The organism is Actinocorallia sp. API 0066 (assembly GCF_020991275.1).
GTDB lineage: Bacteria > Actinomycetota > Actinomycetes > Streptosporangiales > Streptosporangiaceae > Actinocorallia.
In genome coordinates, this window is the sequence record NZ_JAJLQY010000001.1 from 779,363 (window position 1) to 802,816 (window position 23,454).

A 23,454-nucleotide genomic window follows, 5' to 3' on the forward strand; every position below is an offset into this window, starting at 1 on the left:
CGTGAGATTCTGTCGCCGGATGGGCACTCACCCTCAATCGCTCCGTGACCTACGGAACGTAGATTGATGGGCACGGTGCCGACACGGGTCGGCGCCGGTCCAGGCAGCGCCGCCTGCTCTCTTCCGGGCCGCGGATCGAGCCGCAAGAAACCAGGAGCACGAACGACGATGACGGGCGAGGAAGCGCCGCGCCGACTCCCGGCGCAGGCCCTGCCGCTGACCATCGTCGCCGTGCTCGGCGGCCTGTACGCGATCGGCGCGCTGTTCGGCTGGACGAGTGACTGGTTCGCCGCGGGCGCGGGCGCCGCGGCCTGCGGGAGCCTCTGGTACGCGGCCTGGCAGAAGCCGGGCGACACCGCCTCGTGGCGCTGGTTCGGCGCGGCGGCGGGTCTGTGGGGGGTCGGCGCGGTGGTCCGCGCGATCTCGCAGATCGTGCTGCCCGGCCAGGTGATGACGCTGTCGCTGGCCGATCTGTTCCATGTCGCGGCGATCGTCGCGATGGCCGCGGGTTTTGTGGTGCCGACGAGGTTGCCGCGGTCGCCTCGGCAGTGGCTGAGACATACCGCGGATTCCTATGTGTGCGGTGTCGCCCTGTTCGTCCTGGGCTGGGACACGGTGTTCGGGCGGTTGTTCCGGATGTCGGACGAGTCGCCCGCCCAGTTCCTCAGCGAGCTGCTGTTCCCGCTCCTGGACGTGGTGCTCATCTGCGCGCTGCTCCCGTTCGTGTTGGGCGCGGCCCGCAGGCAGCGCCCCACAACCGTCATCGCTTACGTCGCGCTGCTGACGATCGCCGCGGGTGACGTGGTCAGCACCGTCGTCAGGCTGGAGAGCGGAACCTCGGTGCTGGGCGACGTCCTGCGGTTCGCGGGTCTGCTGCTGCTCGGCGCGGTCCCGTGGATCGGCACCGCGGCCCGGCGCGGCGGCCCGCGCGGCCGGATGGTCGGCCCCGGCATCGCGCCCGCGCTGCTGGCGGGCGCCGCCGCGATGTTCGTCGCCGGGCACACCCTGACGGGCAGCCGCCCGGTCGAGCCGGTCGTCCTGATCGTCGCGGGGACGGCGCTGCTCGTCCTCATCGCCCGGCTGACCGACCTGCTGCGCGAGAACGACAGGCTGAAGTCGGAGATCCGGGCGGGCGAGGAGCACTTCAGGGCGCTGGCCGAGAGCGTCGAGGACCTGGTGCTGATCTGTGACGAGCCGGGCACCGTCCAGTACGTCAACGCGGGCGAGCAGTGGACCACCGCGCACGCGCTGCCGGACCTGCTCGGCAGGCCGCTGACCGAGCTGCTGCACCCCGAGGACGTCGCCGAGGTCGAGGCGGCGTTGGGCCGCTGCGAGCAGGAGGCCGAGCAGCCGCTACGACTGGCGTGCCGCCTGCGCACCGAGGACGGCACCTGGCTCCCGACGGAGTCCACGTTCTCCCGGTACGCCCCGGGACGTGTGCTGATCACCGTCCGCGACCTGTCGGAGGAGGCGGCGCTCAAGCGCCAGGTGGACCACCTGACGTTCCACGACGGGCTGACGGGCCTGCCCAACCGCGCCTACTTCGAGGAGCGGACCCGCCAGGTGCTGACCCGCGGCGGCGCCACCGGCGCGGTGATCTTCGTTGACCTCGACGGGTTCACCGCCGTCAACGACTCGGCGGGGCACGCGGCGGGCGACCAGGTGCTCGCCCAGGCGGCGCGGCGGCTGCGCGCGGCCGTCCCCGCGACGGACACGGTGGCCCGCTGGGGCGGCGACGAGTTCGCCGTCCTCGTGGAGGCCGCCCCCGACGCCCAGTCCGTGGTGGACCTGGCCGAACGGCTCCTGCGCGTCCTGTCCGGCGAGCCCTACCGGGTGGGGGAGCGCGGCATCGCCCTGACGGCCGGGATAGGCGTGGCCTTCGCTGACGACGACCTCGCCTCCACCACCGAGGCGCACAGCCTGGACGAGACGGGCTCGGCCTCCCTGATCCGCAACGGCGACCTGGCGATGACCAGGGCGAAGGAGTTGGGCGGCGGCCGGGTCGAGGTGTTCGCGACCCAGATGCACGCGGCGGTGGTCCGCCGGATGGAGTTGAGCAGCGACCTCCAGCGGGCGCTGGCCGCCGAGGAGTTCGAGGTCGAGTTCCAGCCCGTGGTGGATCTCGCCGACGGCAAGGTCACCGGGGTGGAGGCGCTCGCCCGATGGCGCCGCGACGGCCGTCAGGTGCCTCCTGAGGAGTTCCTGGGCACCGCCGAGGAGTCGGGGCTCATCGTCCAGCTCGGGGCCTGGGTGCTGCGCGAGGCGTGTGCTGAGGTGGCGCGCTGGCGGGCGCAGGGCTGGGAGATCGGCCTGTCGGTGAACTTCACCGCGCGGCAGATCGCCTCCCCGAAGATCGCCGGGACGGTCGCCGCCGCCCTCACCGAGACCGGCCTCCCGCCGCACGCCCTCACCCTTGAGGTGAAGGAGGAGGTCCTCGTGGAGCAGGCGCAGGGCGACGAGCAGCACGCCGCCCGCCTCGCCGCGCTCAGGGATCTCGGCGTCCGCCTGGCGATCGACGACTTCGGCACCGGCTACGCCTCGCTCGCCTTCCTCGGCCAGCTCCCCGTCGACGTCATCAAGATCGACCCGTCGTTCACCGCGGGCCTGGAGGAGGACGAGACCCGAGCCCTCCTCACCCGCACGATCATCCGCCTGGGGTCGGATTTGGGTCTGACCGTAGTCGCCGAAGGCATCGAGAGCGCGCGGCAACAGGAGATCCTCAGAGAGATGGGCTGCCACCGCGGACAGGGCTTCCACGTGGCACGTCCCATGTCGGCGGCCCGGGTGGACGCCGAGATCAGGCCTGGCGTCGTGCCGCTCCCCGGCGTCCAGGCGGGCTGACCTTTATCTCACCTCCTGAGACATCCGCAACATGGATTTGACCTGGAGGTGCCACATCGGCAAAAGTAGTGGTGTGCAAAGCAGCTTCCGCATCCTCGTAGTACTTGGCAGGCGCGCAGCCTGAGCCAAGGTTCTCGGCATGCGCGCTCCCCTCGACCGCCGTAAGGCGCGAGGGGTTTTTTGTTGGCCACACACCTTCTCCACCCTCCCCTCCTTCCGAAGGAAATGCAGATGACCGAGCAGATGACCGGGGCTCAGGCGCTGGTCCGTGCCCTGGAGAACGTCGGCGTCGACACCGTGTTCGGGATTCCGGGCGGGGCGATCCTTCCGGCTTACGACCCGCTCTACGACTCAGCGAAGCTGCGGCACATCCTCGTCCGCCACGAGCAGGGGGCGGGCCACGCGGCCCAGGGCTACGCCCAGGCCACGGGCCGGGTCGGCGTCTGTATGGCGACGTCGGGCCCCGGCGCCACCAACCTGGTGACGCCGATCGCGGACGCCTACATGGACTCGGTCCCCATGGTCGCCGTCACCGGCCAGGTTCCGTCCGCGGCGATCGGCACCGACGCCTTCCAGGAAGCCGACATCTCCGGCATCACCCTGCCGATCACCAAGCACAACTTCCTGGTGACCGACCCGCGTGACATCGCCAGGACGATCACCGAGGCGTTCCACATCGCCTCCACCGGGCGTCCCGGGCCGGTCCTGGTCGACATCGCCAAGGACGCGCTGCAGCACACCTTCGACTTCGTGTGGGGCGAGGAGATGAGGCTGCCGGGCTACCGTCCCGTCACCCGGCCGCACTCCAAGCAGGTCCGCGAGGCGGCCCGCCTCCTCCTGGACGCCAAGCGGCCCGTCCTGTACGTCGGCGGCGGCGTCCTCAAGGCACGCGCGGCCGCCGAGCTGCGGGTCCTGGCCGAGCTGACCGGCGCGCCCGTCATCACCACCCTGATGGCCCTGGGTGCCTTCCCCGACAGCCACCCGCAGCACCTGGGCATGCCCGGCATGCACGGCACCGTCGCGGCCGTCGGCTCGCTCCAGAAGGCCGACCTGATCGTCGCGCTCGGCGCCCGCTTCGACGACCGCGTCACCGGCCGCCTCGACAGCTTCGCGCCCGGCGCGGCCATCGTGCACGCCGACATCGACCCCGCCGAGATCTCCAAGAACCGGCACGCCGACGTCCCGATCGTCGGCGACGCCCGCGAGGTCATCGCCGACCTGATCGTCGCCGTCCAGGCCGAGCAGGCGGCGGGCCGCACCGCCGACTACGCCGCCTGGTGGCAGCAGCTCAACGCGTGGAAGTCCACCTACGCGCTCGGCTACGACACGCCCCCCGACGGCGAACTGGCACCCCAGTACGTCATCGAGCGGCTCGGCAGGCTCGTCGGCCCGGACGCGCTGTACTGCGCGGGCGTCGGCCAGCACCAGATGTGGGCCTCGCAGTTCATCTCCTACGAGAACCCCGGCACGTTCATCAACTCCGGCGGCGCGGGCACCATGGGCTTCGCCGTCCCGGCCGCGATGGGCGCCAAGGTCGGCGCGCCCGACAAGACGGTGTGGGCGATCGACGGCGACGGCTGCTTCCAGATGACCAACCAGGAGCTGGTCACCTGCGCCGTCGAGGGCATCCCGATCAAGGTCGCCCTGATCAACAACGGTAACCTCGGCATGGTCCGGCAGTGGCAGACCCTCTTCTACGACGGCCGCTACTCCAACACCAAGCTGCACTCCAAGCGGATCCCCGACTTCGTGAAGCTCGCCGACGCCTACGGCTGTGAGGGCCTGCGGGTCGAGCGCGCCGAAGAGGTCGACGCGGCCATCGAGAAGGCCATGGCGATCAACGACCGGCCCGTCGTCGTCGACTTCGTCGTGCACGACGACGCGATGGTCTGGCCGATGGTCGCCGCGGGCGCCAGCAACGACGACATCAAGTACGCGCGGGACCTCGCGCCGAACTGGGAGCACGAAGACTGATGAGCCGGCACACACTCTCCGTTCTGGTCGAGAACAAGCCGGGGGTCCTGGTCCGCATAGCGGGCCTGTTCTCCCGCCGCGGCTTCAACATCGACTCCCTGGCCGTCGGGGAGACCGAGCACCCCGAGATCTCCCGGATCACGATCGTCGTGGACGTCCAGGGGCTGCCGCTGGAGCAGGTCACCAAGCAGCTCAACAAGCTCGTCAACGTGCTGAAGATCGTCGAGCTGGACCCGGCCTCGTCGGTGCAGCGCGAACTGATCCTCGTCAAGGTCTCCACCAGCCCCGAGATCCGCTCCCAGGTCCTGGAGATCGTCCAGATGTTCCGGGCGAAGGTCGTCGACGTGGCGCCCGACGCGGTGACCATCGAGGCGACGGGCAACCGTGACAAGCTAGAGGCGCTGCTGAAGTGCCTGGAGCCGTTCGGTATCAAGGAACTGGTGCAGTCGGGCATCATCGCGGTCGGCCGCGGCGCCCGCTCCATCTCCGATCGTTCGCTGCGTGCGCTCGAAACGCGCAGCGCGTAACCCACGAGAAAGGCAACAGCCCCACCATGGCTGAGATGTTCTACGACAACGACGCTGACCTGAGCATCATCCAGGGCAAGAGCGTCGCGGTGATCGGCTACGGCTCCCAGGGTCACGCGCACGCGCTCTCCCTGCGGGACTCCGGCGTCGACGTGCGGGTCGGCCTGCCCGAGGGCTCCAAGTCCCGGGCCAAGGCCGAGGCCGACGGCCTGCGCGTGCTCACCCCGCGCGAGGCAGCCGCCGAGGCGAACGTGATCATGATCCTCGCGCCGGACCACCTGCAGCGCGGCATCTACGAGAACGACATCAAGCCGGAGCTGGCCGAGGGCGACGCCCTGTTCTTCGGCCACGGCCTGAACATCCGCTTCGGCCTGATCGAGCCCCCGGCGGGCGTCGACGTGGCCATGGTCGCGCCGAAGGGTCCGGGCCACCTGGTCCGCCGCCAGTTCGAGGCCGGTCGCGGCGTGCCGGTGATCGTCGCGGTCGAGAAGGACGAGACGGGCGGCGCCTGGCCGCTCGCCCTGTCCTACGCCAAGGGCATCGGCGGCCTGCGCGCCGGCGGTATCAGGACCACCTTCACCGAGGAGGCCGAGACCGACCTGTTCGGTGAGCAGGCCGTGCTGTGCGGCGGCACCGCCGAGCTGGTGAAGACGGGCTTCGAGGTGCTGGTCGAGGCCGGCTACCAGCCCGAGGTCGCCTACTTCGAGTGCCTGCACGAGCTGAAGCTGATCGTCGACCTCATGTACGAGGGCGGCATCCAGAAGATGTACTGGTCGGTGTCGGACACCGCCGAGTTCGGCGGCTACACCCGTGGCCCGCGCGTCATCACCGCCGACACCAAGGCGGAGATGAAGAAGATCCTCGCCGAGATCCAGTCCGGTGAGTTCGTGCGCGAGCTGGTCGCCGAGTTCGAGGCGGGCCAGCCCAACCACCTCAAGTTCCGCGAGGAGCTGGGTTCTCACCCGATCGAGGTGACCGGCGCGAAGCTGCGCCCGATGTTCTCCTGGCTGAACGACTGACGTCGTCCGCCTCCGTCCGCCCGCACGCCCGTTTTCCGGGGTGTGCGGGCGGTCGGCTTTGGGGTAGGTCTCTCCCGGTACGGGATTCGCCTGGAGGGGGAGACAAGGATGCGTGCTGTTGCCGTGCGGGAGTTCGGGGCAGCGCCGGAGCTGATGGAGCTCCCGGCGCCGGAGGCGGGTCCTGGGGAGATCCTGGTGCGGCTGCGCGTCGCGGGCGTCAACCCGTTCGACTGGAAGGCGGCGGACGGGGCGATGCGCGGCTCGGTCGAGCACCGGTTCCCGATGATCATGGGTTCGGACGGCGCGGGCGTGGTCGAGAAGGTCGGCCCCGGCGTCACCAAGTTCCAGGTCGGGCAGGCCGTCTACGGGCAGTTCATGAAGGTCCAGCGCGGCCTGGGCTCGTACGCGGACTACGCGGTGGCTTCGGAGGACGGGCCTGTCGCGACGTTCCCTGAGGGGCTGCCCTACACGTGGGCCGCTGCGCTGCCCACGGCGTCGAGCACCGCCTACAACCTGGTCGAGACGACCAAGATCGAACCGGGCACCGTTGTGCTCATCAACGGCGCGACGGGCGGCGTCGGCCAGTCGGCGGTGCAGCTCGCTGCGAACAAGGGAGCCCACGTCATCGCGACGGCCGAGCCGGGCGAGATCGCCGACTACCTGACCGAGCTGGGCGCCATGGAGACGGTCGACTTCACCCGTAACCGTGTCGTCGAGGACGTCCTGGAGTCCCACCCGGGCGGCATCGACGTCGTCATCGACCTGGTGACGGCGACCCGCGGCGACACGCCCTTGGTGGCCGTCCTACGCCGCGGCGGCATCTACATCAGCACCCTGGGCGCCGCCGACCCCGAGGCCCTCGCCGCCATCGACATCCAGGGCGCCAACCTCATGAACCGCACAACCCCGGAACTCCTGGCCCTCCTCGCCGAACTGGCCGACGGCGGCCGCCTCAAGGTCCGCGTGGAACACGAGGTCCGCCTCGACGACGCCCCCAAGACCCTGGCCCAACTCCGCTCCGGCAAATCCCACGGCAAGACCGTCATCGTCCTCTGACCCGCCCGCGCGGAGCCCGGCGAGGGCGCGCCCCCGAGGAGCGCCCCCGCCGGGCCCTGTGTGGACGCCGCCGGGCCGAGCGGGCTTGGCGGCGTCGTCAGGTGAGGCGGCGGGGCGGGGCCGCCTTGGTGGAGGCGAAGAGCGCGGCCAGCAGGGCAGCCAGGAGGGTGACGGCCAGGCAGACCGAGCCGAGGGTGAGCCAGGGGATCTCGGTGATCGGGCCGTGGGCGAGGGGGCCGTCGCCGCTCTGACCGGCGGTGAGGGGGCGGGCCACGGCGATGCCGGGTGGGAGGCCCGCCAGGAGGCCGAGCGCGCAGCCCAGGAGGGCGACGAACGCGGCCTGGCCCGCCCGGACGAGCCGGACCGTTCGGGGGCGGGCGCCGAGGACGGCGAGGGTCGCGACGTCGGGGCGGGAGTCGGCGGCGGCGAGGCCGGTCGCGGTGAGGGTGCCCGCCAGCACGAGGAACGCGGCGACGAGGCTCAGCGCGAGCACAACACCGGTGTAGCCGTCGGCGTGGTGGCCGCGCTCGGTGGAGACGGTGCCGAAGGGCGCCACGGCGGCCGTCAGCCGTGCGGTCTGCGCGTCGGTGAGGGGGGCGGTGACGAGGAGGGCGCGGGTGTTGACGGGCAGGCCGGTCCGCTCCGCGAGTGCCGGGGGAAGCAGGGTGATGAGCTCCTGGAAGAGCTGCGGGGAGAGGGTGGCCGGGAACTTCGGCGTCTCGCCCGGTGTCGCGGCGACCTCGACGCCGGGGTCGGACGGCTGCTCGTAGTGGAACCGGATGTGTCCGCCTTCGATCATGCCCGGCTGGAAGACGACGGCCTCGCCGCGGGCCAGCGCGGCGTGCACCACGGGGTCGTCCCGGCCCAGGAGCAGCGCCGCGGTCTCCGGGCCGCCGACGTAGTGCCGGGTGCCGAGCACGAGTCCTTCCGGGCCGTAGTAACCGCACCCGCACTCGGGCGTCAGCGCGATCTCGGACTCGTCGAGCCCGGCCAGCCGGTGCAGGGTGACGCCGGGTAGCGCCTGCGCGGCGGCGGCCTCGGCGGCCCCGGCCAGATCCGCGCTGAACCCGCCGACGAGGGTGGCGCCGTGCGCGACGCGCGGGACGTACTCGACGCGGTTCTGCTCCTCGTCGCTGGCCATGCCGATGCCGAGCGCGGTGAACGCGGCGACGGTCGCCATGACGGCGGCGACGGCGGGCGCCGTCCGGGAGCGGTGGCGTCCGGCGTCGCGCACGGCGATCCGCAGGGGCAGCGGGAGCCGTCCGGCGAACCGCGCGCACCCGGCGACGACCGCAGGGGTGAGCAGCACGAACCCGAGGACGACCGGGACGGCGCCGAGCGCGGGCCCGAGCTCGTTCAGCCGCCACAGCGTCACCCACGTGAACCCGAGCCCGGCCAGCACCAGCAGCACGCCCAGGATCGGCGCGCCCCGGCTCACCCGGGGCTGTTCGACGCGTCCGGCGAGCACGGCCGCCGGGTCGGTCAGCCCCGCCTGCCGCGCGGGCAGGTAGGCGGCGGCCAGCGCGCTGAGGATCGCGAGCGCGACGGCGAACACGATCGCGCCCGGGTGGAGCGTCCACGCGGGGATCTCGGTGGGTTCCCAGCGCGCGCGCAGCAGCGTCTCGCGCAGCACCACCGACCCGGCGAGCCCGAGTACGGTGCCCAGCGCCGCCGCGATCAGGCCCAGCGCGAGCCCGGCCGCCAGGACGACGGCGCGCAGGTGTCCCGGCGTGCCGCCCGCCGCCGCGAGCCGCGCCAGCAGCAGCCGCTGCCGCCGCAGCCCGACCGCGAACGCGGGCCCGGCCAGCAGCACGATCTGCAACACGACCATCGCGAGGACCAGCCCGTTCACGGCGTCGGCGACGGCCGTCCGGTACTCGCCGCCGAACGCGAGCGGCCCGTACCCCTCGCTCCCACCCCTCAGATGCGCCAACAACACCAGCGCGCCCACCGGCGACCCGATCATCGCGACAACAAGCAGGCTCCGCCCCTTCGCCGCCAACACGTCACGCAAGGCAAGCCGCAGAACGGCCGTGTGAACACTCACGCCTCCTCCCCAAGGAACACGAGCCGCGTCGAGGTGACGCGGACGGCGGTGTAGGCAGGCGCGTGCCCATGCCCGACGGGTAGGGAAGCCGCCGCGAGGGCGGGGTAGGGGGTCACGCGTCCTCCTTGGTGTGGGCGGGGGCGGAAGGGGTGGGGGATTCGGTGAGGGTGCCGTCTTGGAGGAAGAGGACTCGGTCGGCGTAGGCGGCGTGGCGGGACTCGTGGGTGGCCATGAGGCAGGAGGCGCCGGAGTCGCAGCGGGCGCGGAGGAGCTTCATGATGTCCTCGCCCGTGGTGGAGTCGAGGGCGCCGGCGGGTTCGTCGGCCAACAGCAACGCACGGGAGCCGACCAGGGCGCGGGCGATGGCCACGCGTTGGCGCTGGCCGCCGGAGAGCTCGTCGGGGAAGCGGGAGGCGGCGTCCGCGAGGCCGACGTCGGCCAGGGCGACGGCGGCCTCCGTGCGGGCCTGGGCGGTGCGGACGCCGTCGAGTTCGCGCGGAAGCATGACGTTCTCCAGCGCGCTGAGCGCCGGGATGAGGTTGAGGTCCTGGAAGACGTAGCCGACGGTGCGGCGGCGCAGCGCGGCCAGCGCGGCGCGGTCGCCGGTGAGGAGGCGGTCGGCGACGAGGACCTCGCCGCGCGTCGGCCGGTCGAGGCCGCCCGCGACGTTGAGCAGCGTCGTCTTGCCGGAGCCGGACGCGCCCATCACCGCGACGAACTCACCGGCCTCGACCGTCAGGGACAGGCCGCGTAGGGCGCGCACCAGGGAGGCTCCGCTGCCGAAGTCCCGATGGACGTCGCGGAGGTCGAGCACACTCATGGTCACCTCTGGGGGGGAGTCGGGGGGAGCGGGTCAGCGGAGGCTGCGTTCGCAGTGGTCGAGCCACCGGATCTCGGCCTCCGCCTGGAAGATCTGCGCGTCCAGGACGAGGGCCTGGGCGGGTTCGGCGACGCCGAGTTTGCGCCGGGTCAGGTCGCGCATCGTCGCGAGGGTGGAGGCGCGTTGGGCCTGGACGACGGCGCGCACGTCGACGCCGGATCCGGTGAGGGCGAGCGCGAGTTTGACGGCGAGTTCGTCGCGCGGCCGGTCGGCCCGCCCGACGGGGGAGGCGAACCAGCGGGCGGCCTCGGCCCGTCCGGCGTCGGTGACGGCGTAGACGTGCCTGCCCTCGGCGTCCTCCGCGCCCCGGACGGCGAGGCCGTCGCGTTCGAGGCGGCCGAGCGTCGTGTAGACCTGCCCGATGTTGAGCGGCCAGGCGCCGCCCGTGGCCGTCTCGAACTCGGCGCGCAGTTGGTAGCCGTAGCGGGGCCCCCGGGTCAGGAGCGCGAGCAGGCCGTGACGGATCGACATGGATACTGAGTATGCATACCGGGTATGCATCGCACAAGGGGCAGACCTCTCGGGCCGCCCCGCGCCGCCGTGTCGGAGTCGCGCCGGAAGCCGTTCCGGGCCTACCGTTCAGGGTTGTCCGCAGCGCCGGACCGCCCGCCCCCGCCCAGTCGCCCGCCCGCCGCCGTACCCGTACCCACCGGCCCGCCAAAGGGAAGCCCTGTACCAGTGACGACGACATCCACCCTCAGCATCACCCGAGAGATCCTGCGCGTGTACGACCAGCGCTTCCTTGAGGTCGAGCCGCCCGTGCGCAGGCAGGTCGTCACCGCGACCAAGGGGATGCTCGGCGGGCTGCTGACCGCCGAGGTGCGCCAGGAACTGCCCGAGGGCGCGAGGCTGCGCGCGTTCTGCATCGAGAACGAGCTGTTCGAGGAGCTGGAACGGCTCATCGCCGACGAGCTCGCCGGGCGCAAGGAGGGCGCGGTGGTCGTCGGCGGCCGGGTCTACGCCGTCTACCCGTACCTGCGCGGGGTGCCCCGCCAGGACGCCGACATCACCGACGAGGTGGGCGTCGAGCACGTCCTCAGCGGGCTCGTGTGGGAGCGGAGCGGGCGGCTGCGCGTCTCCGGGCGGGCGGCGATCTCGCGCGTCCAGGCGCGCAACCAGGTCGTCCAGCTGATCCTGCGGGACGGCGACGAGACCGTCATCCACCCCGTCTCGACCGAGGGCGAGGAATTCGAGTACTCGCTCGAACTGCCCGGCACCGGCCTGTGGACCGTCGACGTGGAGGTGACGGTTCTCGGCCTCCGACGCACCGCGCTCTTCGGGACGACCAGGGCAAACGGCTTCAAGCCGCCCAAGCCACGCGAGGGCGTCACGCTCGACCTTTCCGACGGACTCTGGATCGGCGTGGAGTCCACCCCGCTGCCCGAGCCCCGTCGATTCTGGGAGTTCGGGCGGTCCCGTCGGGGCTGACACCCCTTGCCCGCTAGACTCGGTCACAGGCGCGGCACGAGGGCGTGGCGGCCTTTCACCTGCAAAGATCTCACCTCAAGGACTCCCACGTTGAGCAAGCCAGTCGTCCTCGTAGCCGAAGAGCTGTCTCCGGCCGGAATCGCCGTCCTGGAGAACGACTTCGAGGTCCGTTACGTGGACGGTGCCGACCGCGCCGCTCTGCTGCCCGCCGTCGCCGACGTCGACGCGCTGATCATCCGGTCGGCCACCAAGGCCAACGCCGAGGTGTTCGACCACGCCAAGCGCCTGCGGGTCGTCGCCCGCGCCGGCGTCGGGCTGGACAACGTCGACGTCGAAGCCGCCACCAAGGCGGGCGTGATGGTCGTCAACGCGCCCACCTCCAACATCGTCACCGCCGCCGAGCACGCCATCGCGCTGCTGCTCGCCACGGCCCGCAACGTCCCGCAGGGCCACGCCGCCCTCAAGCAGGGCGAGTGGAAGCGCTCCAAGTACACCGGCGTCGAGCTCCAGGGCAAGACCGTCGGCGTGCTCGGCCTCGGCCGCATCGGCGTGCTCGTCGCGCAGCGCCTCGCCGGGTTCGACATGGACGTCATCGCCTACGACCCCTACATCCAGGCCGCGCGCGCCGCGCAGCTCGGCGTCCGGCTCGTCACCCTGGACGAGCTGCTGGAGCAGGCCGACTTCATCTCGGTCCACCTGCCCAAGACCAAGGAGACGCTCGGCCTCATCGGCGACCGCGAGCTGCGCCTGGTCAAGCCCGAGGTCCGGATCGTGAACGCCGCGCGCGGCGGGATCGTGGACGAGGCCGCGCTCGACCTCGCGCTCACCGAGGGCCGCGTCGCGGGCGCCGGCCTCGACGTGTTCTCCACCGAGCCGATGACCGAGAGCCCGCTGTTCAAGCACGACAACATCGTCGTCACCCCGCACCTCGGCGCGTCCACCCACGAGGCGCAGGAGAAGGCGGGCACGCAGGTCGCCAAGTCGGTCAAGCTGGCGCTGTCCGGCGAGTTCGTGCCGGACGCCGTCAACGTCCAGGGCGGCGCCGTCGCCGAGGACATCAAGCCGGGCCTGCCGCTCACCGAGAAGCTCGGCCGGGTCTTCACCGCGCTGGCCGCGGGCGTGCCGGTCCGCCTGGACGTCATCGTGCGCGGCGAGATCACCGCGCACGACGTCAAGGTGCTGGAGCTGGCGGCGCTGAAGGGCGTGTTCTCCGACGTCGTCGAGGAGTCGGTGACCTTCGTCAACGCGCCGCTGGTCGCCTCCGAGCGGGGCGTCGAGGTCTCGCTCGTCACCAGCGAGGAGTCCCCGGCCTGGCGGAACGTCATCACCGTCAAGGGCACCATGGCCGACGGCGAGGTCATCTCGGTGTCCGGCACCCTGTCGGGCCCGCGCCACCTGGAGCGGATCGTCGAGATCAACGGCTTCGACGTGGAGCTGTCGCCCGCGCCGCACATGGCCGTGCTCGGCTACATCGACAAGCCGGGTGTCATCGGCGTCATCGGCAAGCTGCTCGGCGACCGCGGCATCAACATCGCGGGCATGCAGGTCGGCCGGGACGCCAAGGGCGGCAAGGCGCTGACCGTGCTCACCGTCGACTCGGCGATCGAGCAGGACGTGCTGGAGGCCATCGCCGAGGAGATCGGCGCCGGCCTCGTCCGCCGCGTCGAGCTCGGCGAGTAGTCCCGCCGCCCGAACGCAGCTTCACCGCGACGCCCGCACGGCACCCGCCCGTGCGGGCGTTTCGCATGGGCGCGAAGTGACGGACGGTGCCACCCGTGTCCCCTGCCGGATGCGGCCACGGAATGGTCGGGCTGGGATTCTCTCGTGCGCCGCCAAATCGGAGGATAAATAACTCCAAGCGGCATTCCTCGACGAATGCCCACGTGCCGCTCGCCCCGATGTCCGGAAGCGGACGCCCCGCGACGTCCCCGAACCGGGGGTCGGCGATGGGATCCTGGGACCCGCGTGTCCTGCGGACGCCTTGACTTCCTCACGGCGGCGTAACGTCCACCGCCTCTTTCATCGAGTTCCGCCCGGCGTCGAGAAATGCGGTGACTGCCCGCTGTAAAAGACATCAGGTGAACTGCGAACCGTCGGCAGGGGGTGGGCGTCACATGGCACGAGACCACACGGTCGAGGTGCGGCCCGGAGCGCACCGGAGAGTTGAGGGCTTGTCGTGACGCGATGGGGAATCTTCGCCCCCGACGTGGGGACCGCGTGGTCCTTCCGCGGGAGGGACGCCGACATGGCCGCGGTGCGGACCGCGGTGCTCGACCCCGCGGCGCTCGGCGCCGTCGTCGGCGGACCCGGCGGTGTCGGCAAGTCCCGGCTCCTGCACGAGTTCGCCGCCACCGTGGACACTCCCGTGCTGGAGGCCAGGGCAGGGCAGGCGCCCGCCCTGCGGTTCGGCGCTTTCGCGCACCTGCTTCCGATCCGCACGCCCGTCCGCGAGGTCGCGGGCGCCGTCGCCGCCCTGCTGTCACGCGCGGGCGAGGGCGCCTTCACCGTCGTCGCCGACGACGTGCACGACCTGGACGGCGACTCGGCGCTCCTGCTCGCCGAACTCGCCAAGACCGGCCGGATGCGCCTGGTCGCGGCGGGCTCCGCGCTGCCCGCGCCGCTGGACGGGCTCGCGCTCGTCCCGGTCGAGCTGAGGCCGCTGACCGGCCTCGCCGCGCTCGCCGAGGTGGACGATCCGACCGCCGAGTACCTCGCCGAGGCCACCGGCGGCGATCTGCGGCTGCTGCACGAGCTGTTGCGGGCGGGCCGCGCCACCGGCGTCCTGGACGGCGGCCAGTGGAAGGAGGTGCCCGCGCGCTCCGGCGACGGGCCCGCCTCGCTGGAGGAGGCCATCGCCCGCGCCGCGCTGCTCGCCGCGCTCGACTCACCCGAGGAGGCCGAGCAGACGCTCGCCGACGCGCCGCGCCGTCCCGAGGACAAGGCGCGCTCCGTCCTGGCCTGCGCCCGCGCCGCCGTCCTCGCCTACGGCCTGGGCCGCGCCGAGGACGCCGACCGGGTCCTGTCGGTCGCGCTGGAGACCGTCGGCATGCCCGCCGCGCGCCAGCGGCTCCTGGCGCAGCGTGCCGCGTTCGCGGTGCACCGGGCCGAGAGCCGCGCCGCGTTCGACCTCGCCGACGACGCCGCCGAGCTGGCCGACGCCGACCCCGGGATCCGCGCCAGGATCGACACCGTCGAGGCCGTCACCGCCGCGCTCACCGGGCAGGCGACGGCCGCGCTCGACAAGGTGCGGTCCGGGCTGCGGCTCAGCGACGGCTGGCTGGAGCACGCGCCGGAGTCCGGGCCGCTGCTGGAGTTCGCGCGGTCCTGGGTGTGGATCACCGTCGGCGACCTGGACGCGGCGGCCGAGCACGTCGAACCGTCCGACGACCCCGTCGCGCGGGCCGCCACCCGCGCCCGGGTGCTGCGCGGGCGCGGCCAGGTCCACGCCGCGCTGCGTGAGGGCTGGGACGGCGCCCGGCTGCTGGACCGCGGCAAGTCGCTGTTCGCCGGGCCCTGCCTGGGCGAGCTGGCGCACGCCGCGGCGCTCGCGGGTGACCTCGCGACGGCCCGGCACGCGCTCGCCGAGGCCGACCGGCGCGCGCTGCCCACGCTGCGCGCCCTGTGGTTCCCGGTGGCGCTCGCCCGGCCCTGGCTGCTCGTCGCACAGGGCGCCGTCGGCGCCGCCGTGCACGGGTTGCTGGACGCCGCCGCGGCGGCCGAGGCCCTGGAGTTGCGGCCCTACGCGCTGACCGCGCTGCACGACGTGGTGCGGCTGGGTGCTGCGGGCGTCGTGGCGGACCGGCTCGCGCACCTCGCCGAGGACGCCGAGGGCGACCTGGCCGCGCTGTGCGCCAGGCACGCCGAGGCCGCGGCGGCGGGCGACTGGTCGGGGCTCATCGGCGTGTCGCTGGAGTTCGAGGACCTCGGGATGACGCTGCACGCCGCCGAGGCCGCCGCGCAGGCGGCCGAGGTGCACTGGGACAAGCAGCAGGCCGCCGCAGCCGGGACCCGCGCGTGGGTGCTCGTGCAGCGCTCGGACCAGGTGCGCACGCCCGCGCTGCGCACCGCCGCGGTGCCCGACCTCACCCGCATCCAGTACGAGATCGCCGAGCTGATCGCGGCGGGCCGCACCGAGCCGGAGATCGCCGAGCAGATGTCGCTCGCCGCCAGGACCGTCACGGAGCAGACCGTCGAGATCTGCGCGAAGCTCGGCGTCTCCGGGCCGGAGCGCCTCGCCGTGCTGCTCGCCCCGCCCGTCTGACGCGCGAAGACCGGCGGCACCCGTTGAGGCGGACGGGTGCCGCCGGTCTTCGTGTGCGGTGCGTCAGGCGGCGGCGGGGGCCGTCGCGGGGGCGGGAGCGGGAGTGGGAGCGGCGGCGCGCAGGCCGAGCAGGCCGAACAGCACGCCGAGCGACGTCCAGAGGATGACCGCCGAGGCAGCGGCCAGGATCCGGAAGTCCCACAGGAGATCCGGCGGGACGGGCAGCTCGTCGGGGTTGGCGGGCAGCAGGAACAGCACACCGAGGCCGACGACGGGCACCGCGCCCGTCGCCAACTGCCGGATGTGCGGCGCCTTGTCGGCCAGCGCGGCGTTGACGCGCCAGGCGACGAACACCGCGGCGAGCCCGATGACGATCGCGGCGGCCCAGGTGACCGTCCGCTGGGTCAGGCTGCCCTCGTCGCCGACGCCCGGCGGGTTGGCCGGGTAGCGGACGAACGGAAGCAGCCAGAACCCGGTGAAGGCGGCTCCGGCGAGCGTCAGCGCGCGCTGCCAGGGCCGCTCGGAGGCGGTCCGGCTGAAGACGGCCCAGTAGACCGCCGCGAACAGGATGCCGAGCGCGACACCCGCGCCGACCGAGGCGAGGATGAGGCCGAAGTGCTGCTCGGTGCGGGTGAACACCTCCTCGGCGTGCTCGTGCGCGGCGGCACCGGCGGCGGCCTCCTCGGCCGCGGAGCGGATGCCTTCGAGTTCGACGGCACGGTCCATCACGGGCTCGGTGACGAAGAAGGCGAAGCCGCCCGAGATGAGGCCCGCGAGGCCGCCCGCGATGACGCCCCGGCCCAGGAGGCGGGGGAGGAGTTCGGCGGCCATCAGTGGCACGGGGCGCCGAACAGGTGCCGGCCGTCGTGCGCCAACTCGTGCAGGACGGTCTGCGGCGCGAAGAACAGGGCGTAGAGGGTGGCGAACGCCAGGAGGACGGCGACAGCCAGGAAGAGATAGGTACGGAGATTGCTTGCGACCACGGGCTGTGCGCCCGCTGTGGCCGTCGTCTCGGGTGTGCTCAAAGGGGGTCTCCTTTCGGGGTGCCTCGCCCCGAGTACAGGGAGGACGACGGGCCAGTGCCCTGACTTCCCGGTGTCGCCGGGTCACAGTGGCGGGACCGTCCCGGAGTCACACCGGAGTTTCCTGGTCACCGTCGCCTCTTTATGCATTTGTCCACTTGGAGGTTCCTCTCTCGCGGCGGGGTCCGTCAAGTCGCGCCGGGGTGACCCCGCCGAGTGGAAAGGCATGCCATATCCTGAAATGTGAGACGGATGCCCGATGACTGAGACGGATGCACTAGGATGCCGCCATGGCATCCCGCAGCATCCGACTCGCAGTCGTCGCAGGTGACGGCATCGGTCCCGAGGTCGTCGCCGAGGGGCTGAAGGTCCTCGACGTCATCGCCGGCCAGTACGACCTGGCGATCGAGCAGACCGCCTACGACCTGGGCGCCGCCCGGTGGCACCGGACGGGCGAGGTCCTCCCGGATTCCGTCCTGGAGGAGATCCGCGGGCAGGACGCCATCCTCCTCGGCGCGGTCGGCGACCCGAGCGTCCCGTCCGGCGTGCTGGAGCGGGGGCTGCTGCTGAAGCTGCGCTTCGCCCTCGACCACTACGTGAACCTGCGCCCGGTCAAGCTGTTCCCCGGCGTCACCACCCCGCTGGCGGGCGTCACCCCCGAGGACATCGACATGGTCGTCGTCCGGGAGGGCACCGAGGGGCCGTACACCGGCGTCGGCGGCGTGCTGCGCAAGGGCACCCCGCACGAGATCGCCACCCAGGAGAGCGTCAACACCGCCTTCGGCGTCGAGCGGGTCGTGCGTTACGCGTATCAGCAGGCGGCGGCGCGGCCGCGCAAGAAACTGACCCTCGTGCACAAGGACAACGTGCTGACGTTCGCGGGCGAGCTGTACCAGCGCGTCCTCAAGGAGGTCGGCGCGGAGTTCCCCGACGTCGCCACCGACTACGTCCACGTGGACGCCGCGACGATGTTCTTCGTCAACAACCCCGCCCGGTTCGACGTGATCGTCACCGACAACCTGTTCGGCGACATCATCACCGACATCGGCGCCGCGATCGCCGGCGGCATCGGCCTCGCCGCGTCCGGCAACGTCAACCCCGACAAGACCGCGCCGTCGATGTTCGAGCCCGTGCACGGCAGCGCCCCCGACATCGCGGGCCAGAGCAAGGCGGACCCGACCGCCACGATCCTGTCCGTCGCCATGCTGCTCGACCACCTGGGCCTGGCCGAGGCGGCCCGCAAGATCGAGACGGCCGTCGGCGCGGACCTCACCGAGCGCTCCGGCGCCCGGCCCACCCAGCAGGTCGGCGACGACATCGCGAAGCGAGTAGCCGGGTAGGCGGCAGCCTCCCCCGGTTCACCGAACGGGCGTGCCGCTGACGCGGCGCGCCCGTTTTTGCGTGCGCGCCGCGTCTGTCCACAGGTCCAGGTCGCAAGAACGTGAGACACAGCACACAATGGATTACCGGAGTTCTCTCCGGGCACCCGGAAGAGTTGGGACAGACATGATCGAGTTCGCCATCAAGCCCGCCGAGCAGCGCAGGACGGCCGAGGAGCGGGAAGCGGTGCTGGCCGACCCCGGGTTCGGCCAGATCTTCACCGAGCACATGATCACCATCGAGTGGGACACCGAGCGCGGCTGGCACGACGCCCAGCTCCGGCCGTACGGGCCGCTCTCCCTCGACCCCGCCACCAAGGTCTTCCACTACGCCCAGGAGCTCTTTGAGGGCCTCAAGGCGTACCGGCAGCCCGACGGCTCCATCGTCAGCTTCCGGCCCGAGGCCAACGCCGCCCGCTTCAACGTCTCCTGCCGCCGCATGGCCATGCCCGAACTGCCCGAGGAGACGTTCGTCGAGGCGCTGCGCCTGCTCGTCGAGGCCGACCGCGACTGGGTGCCCACCCAGGAAGGGCACAGCCTCTACCTGCGCCCGTTCATCATCGCCACCGAGACGGGCATGGGCGTCAACTACCCGTCGGCGTCCTACCTGTTCTGTGTGATCGCCTCGCCGTCCGCCGCCTACTTCTCCGGCGCGATCAAGCCCGTCTCGGTGTGGCTGTCCCGCGAGTACACCCGGGCGGCCCCCGGCGGCACCGGCTTCGCCAAGTGCGGCGGGAACTACGCCGCCGCGTTCGTCGCCCAGCAGCAGGCCGTCGCGCAGGGCTGCGACCAGGTCGTCTGGCTCGACGCCGCCGAACACCGCTGGGTCGAGGAGATGGGCGGCATGAACCTCTTCTTCGTCTACGGCTCCGGCGCCGACGCGCGGATCATCACCCCGCCCGCCACCGGCACCATCCTGCCCGGCATCACCCGCGACTCCCTGCTCCGGCTCGCGCCCGACCTCGGCGTCAAGGTCTCCGAGGAGCCGATCAGCGTCGAGCGGTGGCGCGACGACGTGGCGTCCGGCGCGCTCACCGAGGTCTTCGCCTGCGGCACCGCCGCGGTGATCACCCCCGTCGGCCGGGTCAAGGGCGAGGACGGCGAGTTCACCATCTCCGAGCAGGGCGGCCCCGTCACCCTCCGCCTCCGCGAGGAACTCGTCGGCATCCAGTACGGCAACCGCCCCGACCCGTACCAGTGGATCAGTAGGCTGGCCTGAAGCCATGCGGGCCGGATGCCCCGGCGTCCGGCCCTGTGAGTTGTGTCTCGGATGGTGAGATCGATGTGACGGGCTCGTAACATGTGTGGCAGACTGCGAGGCGTTATGCGCACCGGCTCGATCATTATCGGACGGCGCGTCGGCTAAAAGGACATCGCCGGCGCGCAGACCTTCCACGTCCCGTGGAGGGTCTTTTTGTTTCGCCGGACCTTGCGAACCTAAGGGCTGCTTCCCATGAGCGACGGATTCCACGTCTACGACACCACCCTGCGGGACGGTTCCCAGCAGGAGGGCCTCAACCTGAGCGTGCAGGACAAGCTGGTGATCGCCCGGCACCTCGACGCGCTCGGCGTGAGCTTCATCGAAGGCGGCTGGCCCGGCGCCAACCCGAAGGACACCGAGTTCTTCCGGCTCGCCCGCACCGAACTCGACCTCAAACACGCCCAGCTCGCCGCGTTCGGCGCGACCCGCAGGGCCGGGCTCAGGGCGGCCGACGACCCGCAGGTCGCCGCGCTGCGCGACTCGCGGGCCCCGGTCGTCACGCTGGTCGCCAAGGCGCACGACAGGCACGTGGAGCTCGCGCTGCGCACCACGCTGCAAGAGAACCTGGCGATGGTCCGCGACACCGTCGCGCACCTGCGGGCCGAGGGGCAGCGCGTGTTCGTCGACGCCGAGCACTTCTTCGACGGCTACAAGGCCAACCGCGCCTACGCCCTCGAAGTCGTCCTCGCCGCGGCCGAGGCGGGCGCCGACGTGGTCGCGCTGTGCGACACCAACGGCGGCATGCTGCCGGACGAGCTCGCAGACGTCGTCAACGACGTGGTCGCCGCGGGCGCCCGTGTCGGCATCCACTGCCACGACGACTCGGGCTGCGCCGTCGCCAACTCGCTGGCCGCGGTGAAGGCGGGCGCGACGCACGTGCAGGGCTGCGCCAACGGGTACGGGGAGCGCTCGGGCAACGCCAACCTCTTCACCGTCGTGGGGAACCTCCAGCTCAAGCGGGGGATGCAACTCGTCAGCGAGGAGCAGCTCGCGGCGATGACGCGGATCGCGCACTCCGTCGCGGAGGTCACGAACGTCACGCTGGGCTCGCAGACCCCCTATGTCGGATATTCCGCATTCGCCCACAAGGCCGGGCTGCACGCGTCGGCCGTCAAGGTGGACCCCGACCTCTACCAGCACATCGACCCCGCGCGCGTCGGCAACGACATGCGGATGCTCGTCTCCTCGATGTCCGGGCGGGCCTCGGTCGAGCTCAAGGGCAAGGAACTCGGCTACGACCTCTCCGGCGAGAAGGCCGCCGAGGTCGTCACCCGGGTCAAGGACCTCGAATCCCAGGGCTACACCTTCGAGGCCGCCGACGCGTCCTTCGAACTGCTGCTGCGCGAGGAGCTCGCGGGCGCCCGGACGTCCTACTTCGACGTCGAGTCCTGGCGCGTCATCGTCGAGCAGCGGCCCGACGGCGCCCAGATCAGCGAGGCCACCGTCAAGGTGCACGCCAAGGGCGAGCGCATCGTCTCCACCGGCGAGGGCAACGGCCCCGTCAACGCGCTCGACACCGCGCTGCGGGTCGCGCTGGAGCGGCTCTACCCCGAACTGGCGACGCTGGAGCTCGTCGACTTCAAGGTCCGCATCCTCGAAGGCTCGCACGGCACCGACGCCGTCACCCGCGTGCTCATCGACTCCTCCGACGGCAAGGCCGAATGGGGCACCGTCGGCGTCGGCGAGAACATCATCGCCGCCTCGTGGCAGGCGCTGGAGCAGGCTGTGACGTACTGCCTGCTTCGCGCGGGTTATGACCCGTCGTAGGGCTGGTACAACTCGATCATGCCGAAGGTAACGGACAACCCGCAGCGCGGACGCTACGAGATCTTCACCGACGACGGGGAGCTCGCCGGCTTCTCCACGTACGCGCTGAAACAGGGCGTGATCACCTTCCTGCACACCGAGGTGGACCCGGCCTTCGAGGGCCAGGGGCTCGGCGGCAAGCTGGTGCGGGGCGAACTCGAGGACGCGCGGGCGCGCGGGTTCAAGGTCGTCCCGCGCTGCCCGTTCGTCAAGGCGTACCTGGCCAAGCACCCCGAGTTCGAGGACATCAGGGCCTGACCTTCAGCCCTCCTTGGGTTCGACCTTCTGGATCACCTCGAAGGCCCACAGTTCGGCTGCCGTCGAGGCCGGACCGCCGTGGCCGTGCCCGTGGCCGTGCCCGGCGGCCTGCGCGTCGGCGGCGGCCTTCGCGTGGCCCTGCACGAACGCCGCGCTCTTCGTCCAGTTCTCGAAGTCCTCCTCGCTGCGCCACCGCGTGTAGACGAGATACTTCTCCGTCCCGTCCGTCGGGCGCAGCAGCTCGAACCCCTCGAACCCCGCCGACCCCTCCACCAGCCCGGCCCGGTGCGCGAACCGCTTCTCCAGCTCGGCTCCGTTTCCCTCCGGCACCGTCAACACGTTGATCTTCACCACCGACACGCCGATCCTCCTCTACCGATCCGCCGCCGACCCCGCGTCGGCGCCACCCCCAACGCTATAACCGCGCACGGCCACGCGACGGCCCGCGTCCCCAACCTGTGGATAACCTCGCGCGTCGGCCGGACATCTGCGGGATGGGCACTTGTGGGGGATTGGCGGCGTTGGACGGGGAGAGCTTCCGGTTCGGGCGGCGTGGGTGGGAGTGGGTCCGAACCGGGGGTGGGGGAGCGGCGTCGGATCGTGCGGGACGCGTGGAGGAGGAGACGTCGTGGGCGGTGGCGACGAACGGGCGACGCGGCGGGATCTGCCGCTGCCGCGCCGGAAGAGGCAGGCCGAGGAACCGCCTGTCACGGTCGTCGAGAGCGCGGCCAAACCCCTGGTGCCGCCGCCCGCGGCGGCCCAGGACACGGCCGAACAGACCATCGTGGACAGGCCGCGCAAGCCGAAGTCCTCCGGCGACCGGTGGGTGGCGGGCCGCGCCCTCACCCCGCAGGAGGACGCCGCACAGGAGGGCGTCCTGTCGGACCAGTCGGAGGCGACGGTCGTCGACAGCGGCGGCGCCGCGCGGGAAGGCAATCCGCCGGATCAGTCCGAGGCGACCGTCGTGGACGGTGGGCTCGCGCTTCCGGGGCTGCCGCCCCGTCCTGAGGACGTCGTCTTCGGGTCGGCGGCGGGGGCGGAGGACGTCACCGGGCCGCAGCCGCCCCTGCCCGTCCTCATGGGCCTGCTCGGACGCGGCGAGGTCGAGGCGTCCGAACGTGACACGGCCGACGTCAGGGTGCACCCGCCGATCTCGCCGGTCCTCGCCGAGGCGCTCTACTCGCCGCCCAGGCCGCGCCGAAAGGTCGGGCTTGTCATCCCCGGCGTGATCGTCACCGGGCTGCTCGTGATCGGCGCCGTCGCGGCCCTCCTGTGGCCGGACGCGCCCCGCGCCCGGCCGTCCGCCCCCGGGGCCACCGGCGCCGCCGCGACGCCCGCACCGGCCCAGGGAGACGCGCAGGGCGTCTCCGGCGTGACGCCCGAAGGAGTCGAGGTCGTCTACGAGACCGTCGAAGTGGCGACGGGCTACTTCGAAGGCACGATCACCCTGACGAACGGCACGGGTGAGACGCTCCCGTCCTGGACGCTGTCGTTCACCTATCCGGGCGCCTACATCCGCAACGTGTGGGGCGGCGAGCTGACCGACCCGGGCAACGAGGTCACCATCGTCAACGACGGGAACACCGCGCCGATCGCGCCCGGCGCCAGCGTCGAGGTGAGGTTCGGGGGCGGCGGCGCCCCGTCCCGTCCGGAGAACTGCACGTTCGGTGGCACACCCTGCGGGTTCTGACCGGG

Annotated in this window: 20 protein-coding genes and 1 riboswitch; of the genes, 14 read left to right on the forward strand and 6 right to left on the reverse strand. The window is 72.0% G+C overall.

What is annotated here, in order from left to right; genetic code table 11:
- Positions 1-168: 168 nt before the first annotated feature.
- The 5 genes from LO762_RS03645 (at position 169) to LO762_RS03665 (ending at position 7,417) form a co-directional block, all read left to right on the forward strand.
- Complete coding sequence (locus tag LO762_RS03645) at positions 169-2,841, forward strand: bifunctional diguanylate cyclase/phosphodiesterase (RefSeq protein ID WP_230612372.1); 2,673 nt, start codon at positions 169-171, stop codon at positions 2,839-2,841.
- Between the two features lie 231 nt (positions 2,842-3,072).
- On the forward strand, positions 3,073-4,815 hold the full coding sequence (locus LO762_RS03650; protein WP_230612374.1) for an acetolactate synthase large subunit: 1,743 nt from the start codon (positions 3,073-3,075) through the stop codon (positions 4,813-4,815).
- On the forward strand, positions 4,815-5,342 hold the full coding sequence (ilvN, locus tag LO762_RS03655) for an acetolactate synthase small subunit (protein WP_230612378.1): 528 nt from the start codon (positions 4,815-4,817) through the stop codon (positions 5,340-5,342). The genes LO762_RS03650 and ilvN overlap by 1 nt, the downstream gene beginning before the upstream one ends.
- Before the next feature lie 35 nt (positions 5,343-5,377).
- Positions 5,378-6,361 (forward strand): ketol-acid reductoisomerase, encoded by a 984-nt coding sequence (gene ilvC / locus LO762_RS03660; RefSeq protein WP_230612841.1) that lies wholly within the window; start codon positions 5,378-5,380, stop codon positions 6,359-6,361.
- A 108-nt stretch (positions 6,362-6,469) separates the two neighbouring features.
- Positions 6,470-7,417 (forward strand): NADP-dependent oxidoreductase, encoded by a 948-nt coding sequence (locus tag LO762_RS03665; RefSeq protein WP_230612380.1) that lies wholly within the window; start codon positions 6,470-6,472, stop codon positions 7,415-7,417.
- Positions 7,418-7,514: 97 nt separating this feature from the next.
- Here LO762_RS03665 and LO762_RS03670 read toward each other — a convergent pair whose 3' ends face one another.
- The 3 genes from LO762_RS03670 to LO762_RS03680 form a co-directional block, all read right to left on the reverse strand.
- Positions 7,515-9,464 (reverse strand): FtsX-like permease family protein, encoded by a 1,950-nt coding sequence (locus LO762_RS03670; protein ID WP_230612382.1) that lies wholly within the window; start codon positions 9,462-9,464, stop codon positions 7,515-7,517.
- A 112-nt stretch (positions 9,465-9,576) separates the two neighbouring features.
- Complete coding sequence (locus LO762_RS03675; protein ID WP_230612384.1) at positions 9,577-10,284, reverse strand: ABC transporter ATP-binding protein; 708 nt, start codon at positions 10,282-10,284, stop codon at positions 9,577-9,579.
- A gap of 33 nt (positions 10,285-10,317) precedes the next feature.
- Positions 10,318-10,815: a PadR family transcriptional regulator gene (locus LO762_RS03680; protein ID WP_230612386.1), complete on the reverse strand. Its 498-nt coding sequence runs from the start codon at positions 10,813-10,815 to the stop codon at positions 10,318-10,320.
- Between the two features lie 207 nt (positions 10,816-11,022).
- Between LO762_RS03680 and LO762_RS03685 the strand changes: the two genes are divergently transcribed.
- The 4 genes from LO762_RS03685 to LO762_RS03695 all read left to right on the forward strand — a co-directional run bounded on the left by LO762_RS03685 (position 11,023) and on the right by LO762_RS03695 (position 16,033).
- Complete coding sequence (locus LO762_RS03685) at positions 11,023-11,772, forward strand: hypothetical protein (protein ID WP_230612388.1); 750 nt, start codon at positions 11,023-11,025, stop codon at positions 11,770-11,772.
- A 90-nt stretch (positions 11,773-11,862) separates the two neighbouring features.
- On the forward strand, positions 11,863-13,452 hold the full coding sequence (gene serA / locus LO762_RS03690) for a phosphoglycerate dehydrogenase (RefSeq protein ID WP_230612389.1): 1,590 nt from the start codon (positions 11,863-11,865) through the stop codon (positions 13,450-13,452).
- A 301-nt stretch (positions 13,453-13,753) separates the two neighbouring features.
- On the forward strand, positions 13,754-13,840 hold the full coding sequence (locus LO762_RS33840; protein ID WP_374201531.1) for a (2Fe-2S)-binding protein: 87 nt from the start codon (positions 13,754-13,756) through the stop codon (positions 13,838-13,840).
- 177 nt (positions 13,841-14,017) lie between these two features.
- The gene (locus LO762_RS03695; RefSeq protein WP_230612390.1) at positions 14,018-16,033 is read left to right on the forward strand and encodes a LuxR C-terminal-related transcriptional regulator; all 2,016 of its coding nucleotides are present in this window, start codon (positions 14,018-14,020) and stop codon (positions 16,031-16,033) included.
- Positions 16,034-16,096: 63 nt separating this feature from the next.
- On the opposite strand, the gene LO762_RS03700 is transcribed toward LO762_RS03695, so the two are convergent.
- A complete protein-coding gene (locus LO762_RS03700) occupies positions 16,097-16,864 on the reverse strand; it encodes a CbtA family protein (RefSeq protein ID WP_230612391.1) in 768 nt (255 codons plus the stop codon).
- On the reverse strand, positions 16,864-17,058 hold the full coding sequence (locus tag LO762_RS03705; protein WP_230612393.1) for a CbtB domain-containing protein: 195 nt from the start codon (positions 17,056-17,058) through the stop codon (positions 16,864-16,866). Before LO762_RS03705 ends, LO762_RS03700 begins: the two co-directional genes overlap by 1 nt.
- A gap of 6 nt (positions 17,059-17,064) precedes the next feature.
- A riboswitch (adenosylcobalamin (AdoCbl) riboswitch) is annotated at positions 17,065-17,207 on the reverse strand.
- A 138-nt stretch (positions 17,208-17,345) separates the two neighbouring features.
- On the opposite strand from LO762_RS03705, the gene LO762_RS03710 reads away from it, so the two are divergent.
- The 4 genes from LO762_RS03710 (at position 17,346) to LO762_RS03725 (ending at position 21,759) form a co-directional block, all read left to right on the forward strand.
- A complete protein-coding gene (locus LO762_RS03710; protein ID WP_230612395.1) occupies positions 17,346-18,395 on the forward strand; it encodes a 3-isopropylmalate dehydrogenase in 1,050 nt (349 codons plus the stop codon).
- 166 nt (positions 18,396-18,561) lie between these two features.
- A complete protein-coding gene (locus LO762_RS03715; protein WP_230612397.1) occupies positions 18,562-19,653 on the forward strand; it encodes a branched-chain amino acid aminotransferase in 1,092 nt (363 codons plus the stop codon).
- A gap of 234 nt (positions 19,654-19,887) precedes the next feature.
- Positions 19,888-21,462 (forward strand): citramalate synthase, encoded by a 1,575-nt coding sequence (gene cimA, locus LO762_RS03720; protein ID WP_230612399.1) that lies wholly within the window; start codon positions 19,888-19,890, stop codon positions 21,460-21,462.
- 18 nt (positions 21,463-21,480) lie between these two features.
- A complete protein-coding gene (locus LO762_RS03725; RefSeq protein WP_255684539.1) occupies positions 21,481-21,759 on the forward strand; it encodes a GNAT family N-acetyltransferase in 279 nt (92 codons plus the stop codon).
- A 3-nt stretch (positions 21,760-21,762) separates the two neighbouring features.
- On the opposite strand, the gene LO762_RS03730 is transcribed toward LO762_RS03725, so the two are convergent.
- Positions 21,763-22,119: an antibiotic biosynthesis monooxygenase gene (locus LO762_RS03730; protein ID WP_230612401.1), complete on the reverse strand. Its 357-nt coding sequence runs from the start codon at positions 22,117-22,119 to the stop codon at positions 21,763-21,765.
- A 268-nt stretch (positions 22,120-22,387) separates the two neighbouring features.
- Here LO762_RS03730 and LO762_RS33340 point away from each other — a divergent pair, with 268 nt between their 5' ends.
- Entirely contained in the window at positions 22,388-23,449 is a 1,062-nt protein-coding gene (locus LO762_RS33340; protein WP_230612403.1) for a cellulose binding domain-containing protein, read from the forward strand.
- Positions 23,450-23,454 lie beyond the last annotated feature (5 nt).

Excerpts from the sequence above, each read along its gene's own strand:
- LO762_RS03700 (WP_230612391.1), bottom strand. The coding sequence starts at position 16,864 with ATGGCCGCCGAACTCCTCCCCCGCCTCCTGGGCCGGGGCGTCATCGCG.
- LO762_RS03695 (WP_230612390.1), top strand. The coding sequence starts at position 14,018 with ATGGCCGCGGTGCGGACCGCGGTGCTCGACCCCGCGGCGCTCGGCGCC.
- LO762_RS03650 (WP_230612374.1), top strand. The coding sequence starts at position 3,073 with ATGACCGAGCAGATGACCGGGGCTCAGGCGCTGGTCCGTGCCCTGGAG.
- ilvC (WP_230612841.1), top strand. The coding sequence starts at position 5,378 with ATGTTCTACGACAACGACGCTGACCTGAGCATCATCCAGGGCAAGAGC.
- LO762_RS03645 (WP_230612372.1), top strand. The coding sequence starts at position 169 with ATGACGGGCGAGGAAGCGCCGCGCCGACTCCCGGCGCAGGCCCTGCCG.
- LO762_RS03675 (WP_230612384.1), bottom strand. The coding sequence starts at position 10,284 with ATGAGTGTGCTCGACCTCCGCGACGTCCATCGGGACTTCGGCAGCGGA.
- LO762_RS03710 (WP_230612395.1), top strand. The coding sequence starts at position 17,346 with ATGGCATCCCGCAGCATCCGACTCGCAGTCGTCGCAGGTGACGGCATC.
- LO762_RS03680 (WP_230612386.1), bottom strand. The coding sequence starts at position 10,815 with ATGTCGATCCGTCACGGCCTGCTCGCGCTCCTGACCCGGGGGCCCCGC.
- LO762_RS03725 (WP_255684539.1), top strand. The coding sequence starts at position 21,481 with ATGCCGAAGGTAACGGACAACCCGCAGCGCGGACGCTACGAGATCTTC.
- LO762_RS03665 (WP_230612380.1), top strand. The coding sequence starts at position 6,470 with ATGCGTGCTGTTGCCGTGCGGGAGTTCGGGGCAGCGCCGGAGCTGATG.
- cimA (WP_230612399.1), top strand. The coding sequence starts at position 19,888 with ATGAGCGACGGATTCCACGTCTACGACACCACCCTGCGGGACGGTTCC.
- ilvN (WP_230612378.1), top strand. The coding sequence starts at position 4,815 with ATGAGCCGGCACACACTCTCCGTTCTGGTCGAGAACAAGCCGGGGGTC.
- LO762_RS03715 (WP_230612397.1), top strand. The coding sequence starts at position 18,562 with ATGATCGAGTTCGCCATCAAGCCCGCCGAGCAGCGCAGGACGGCCGAG.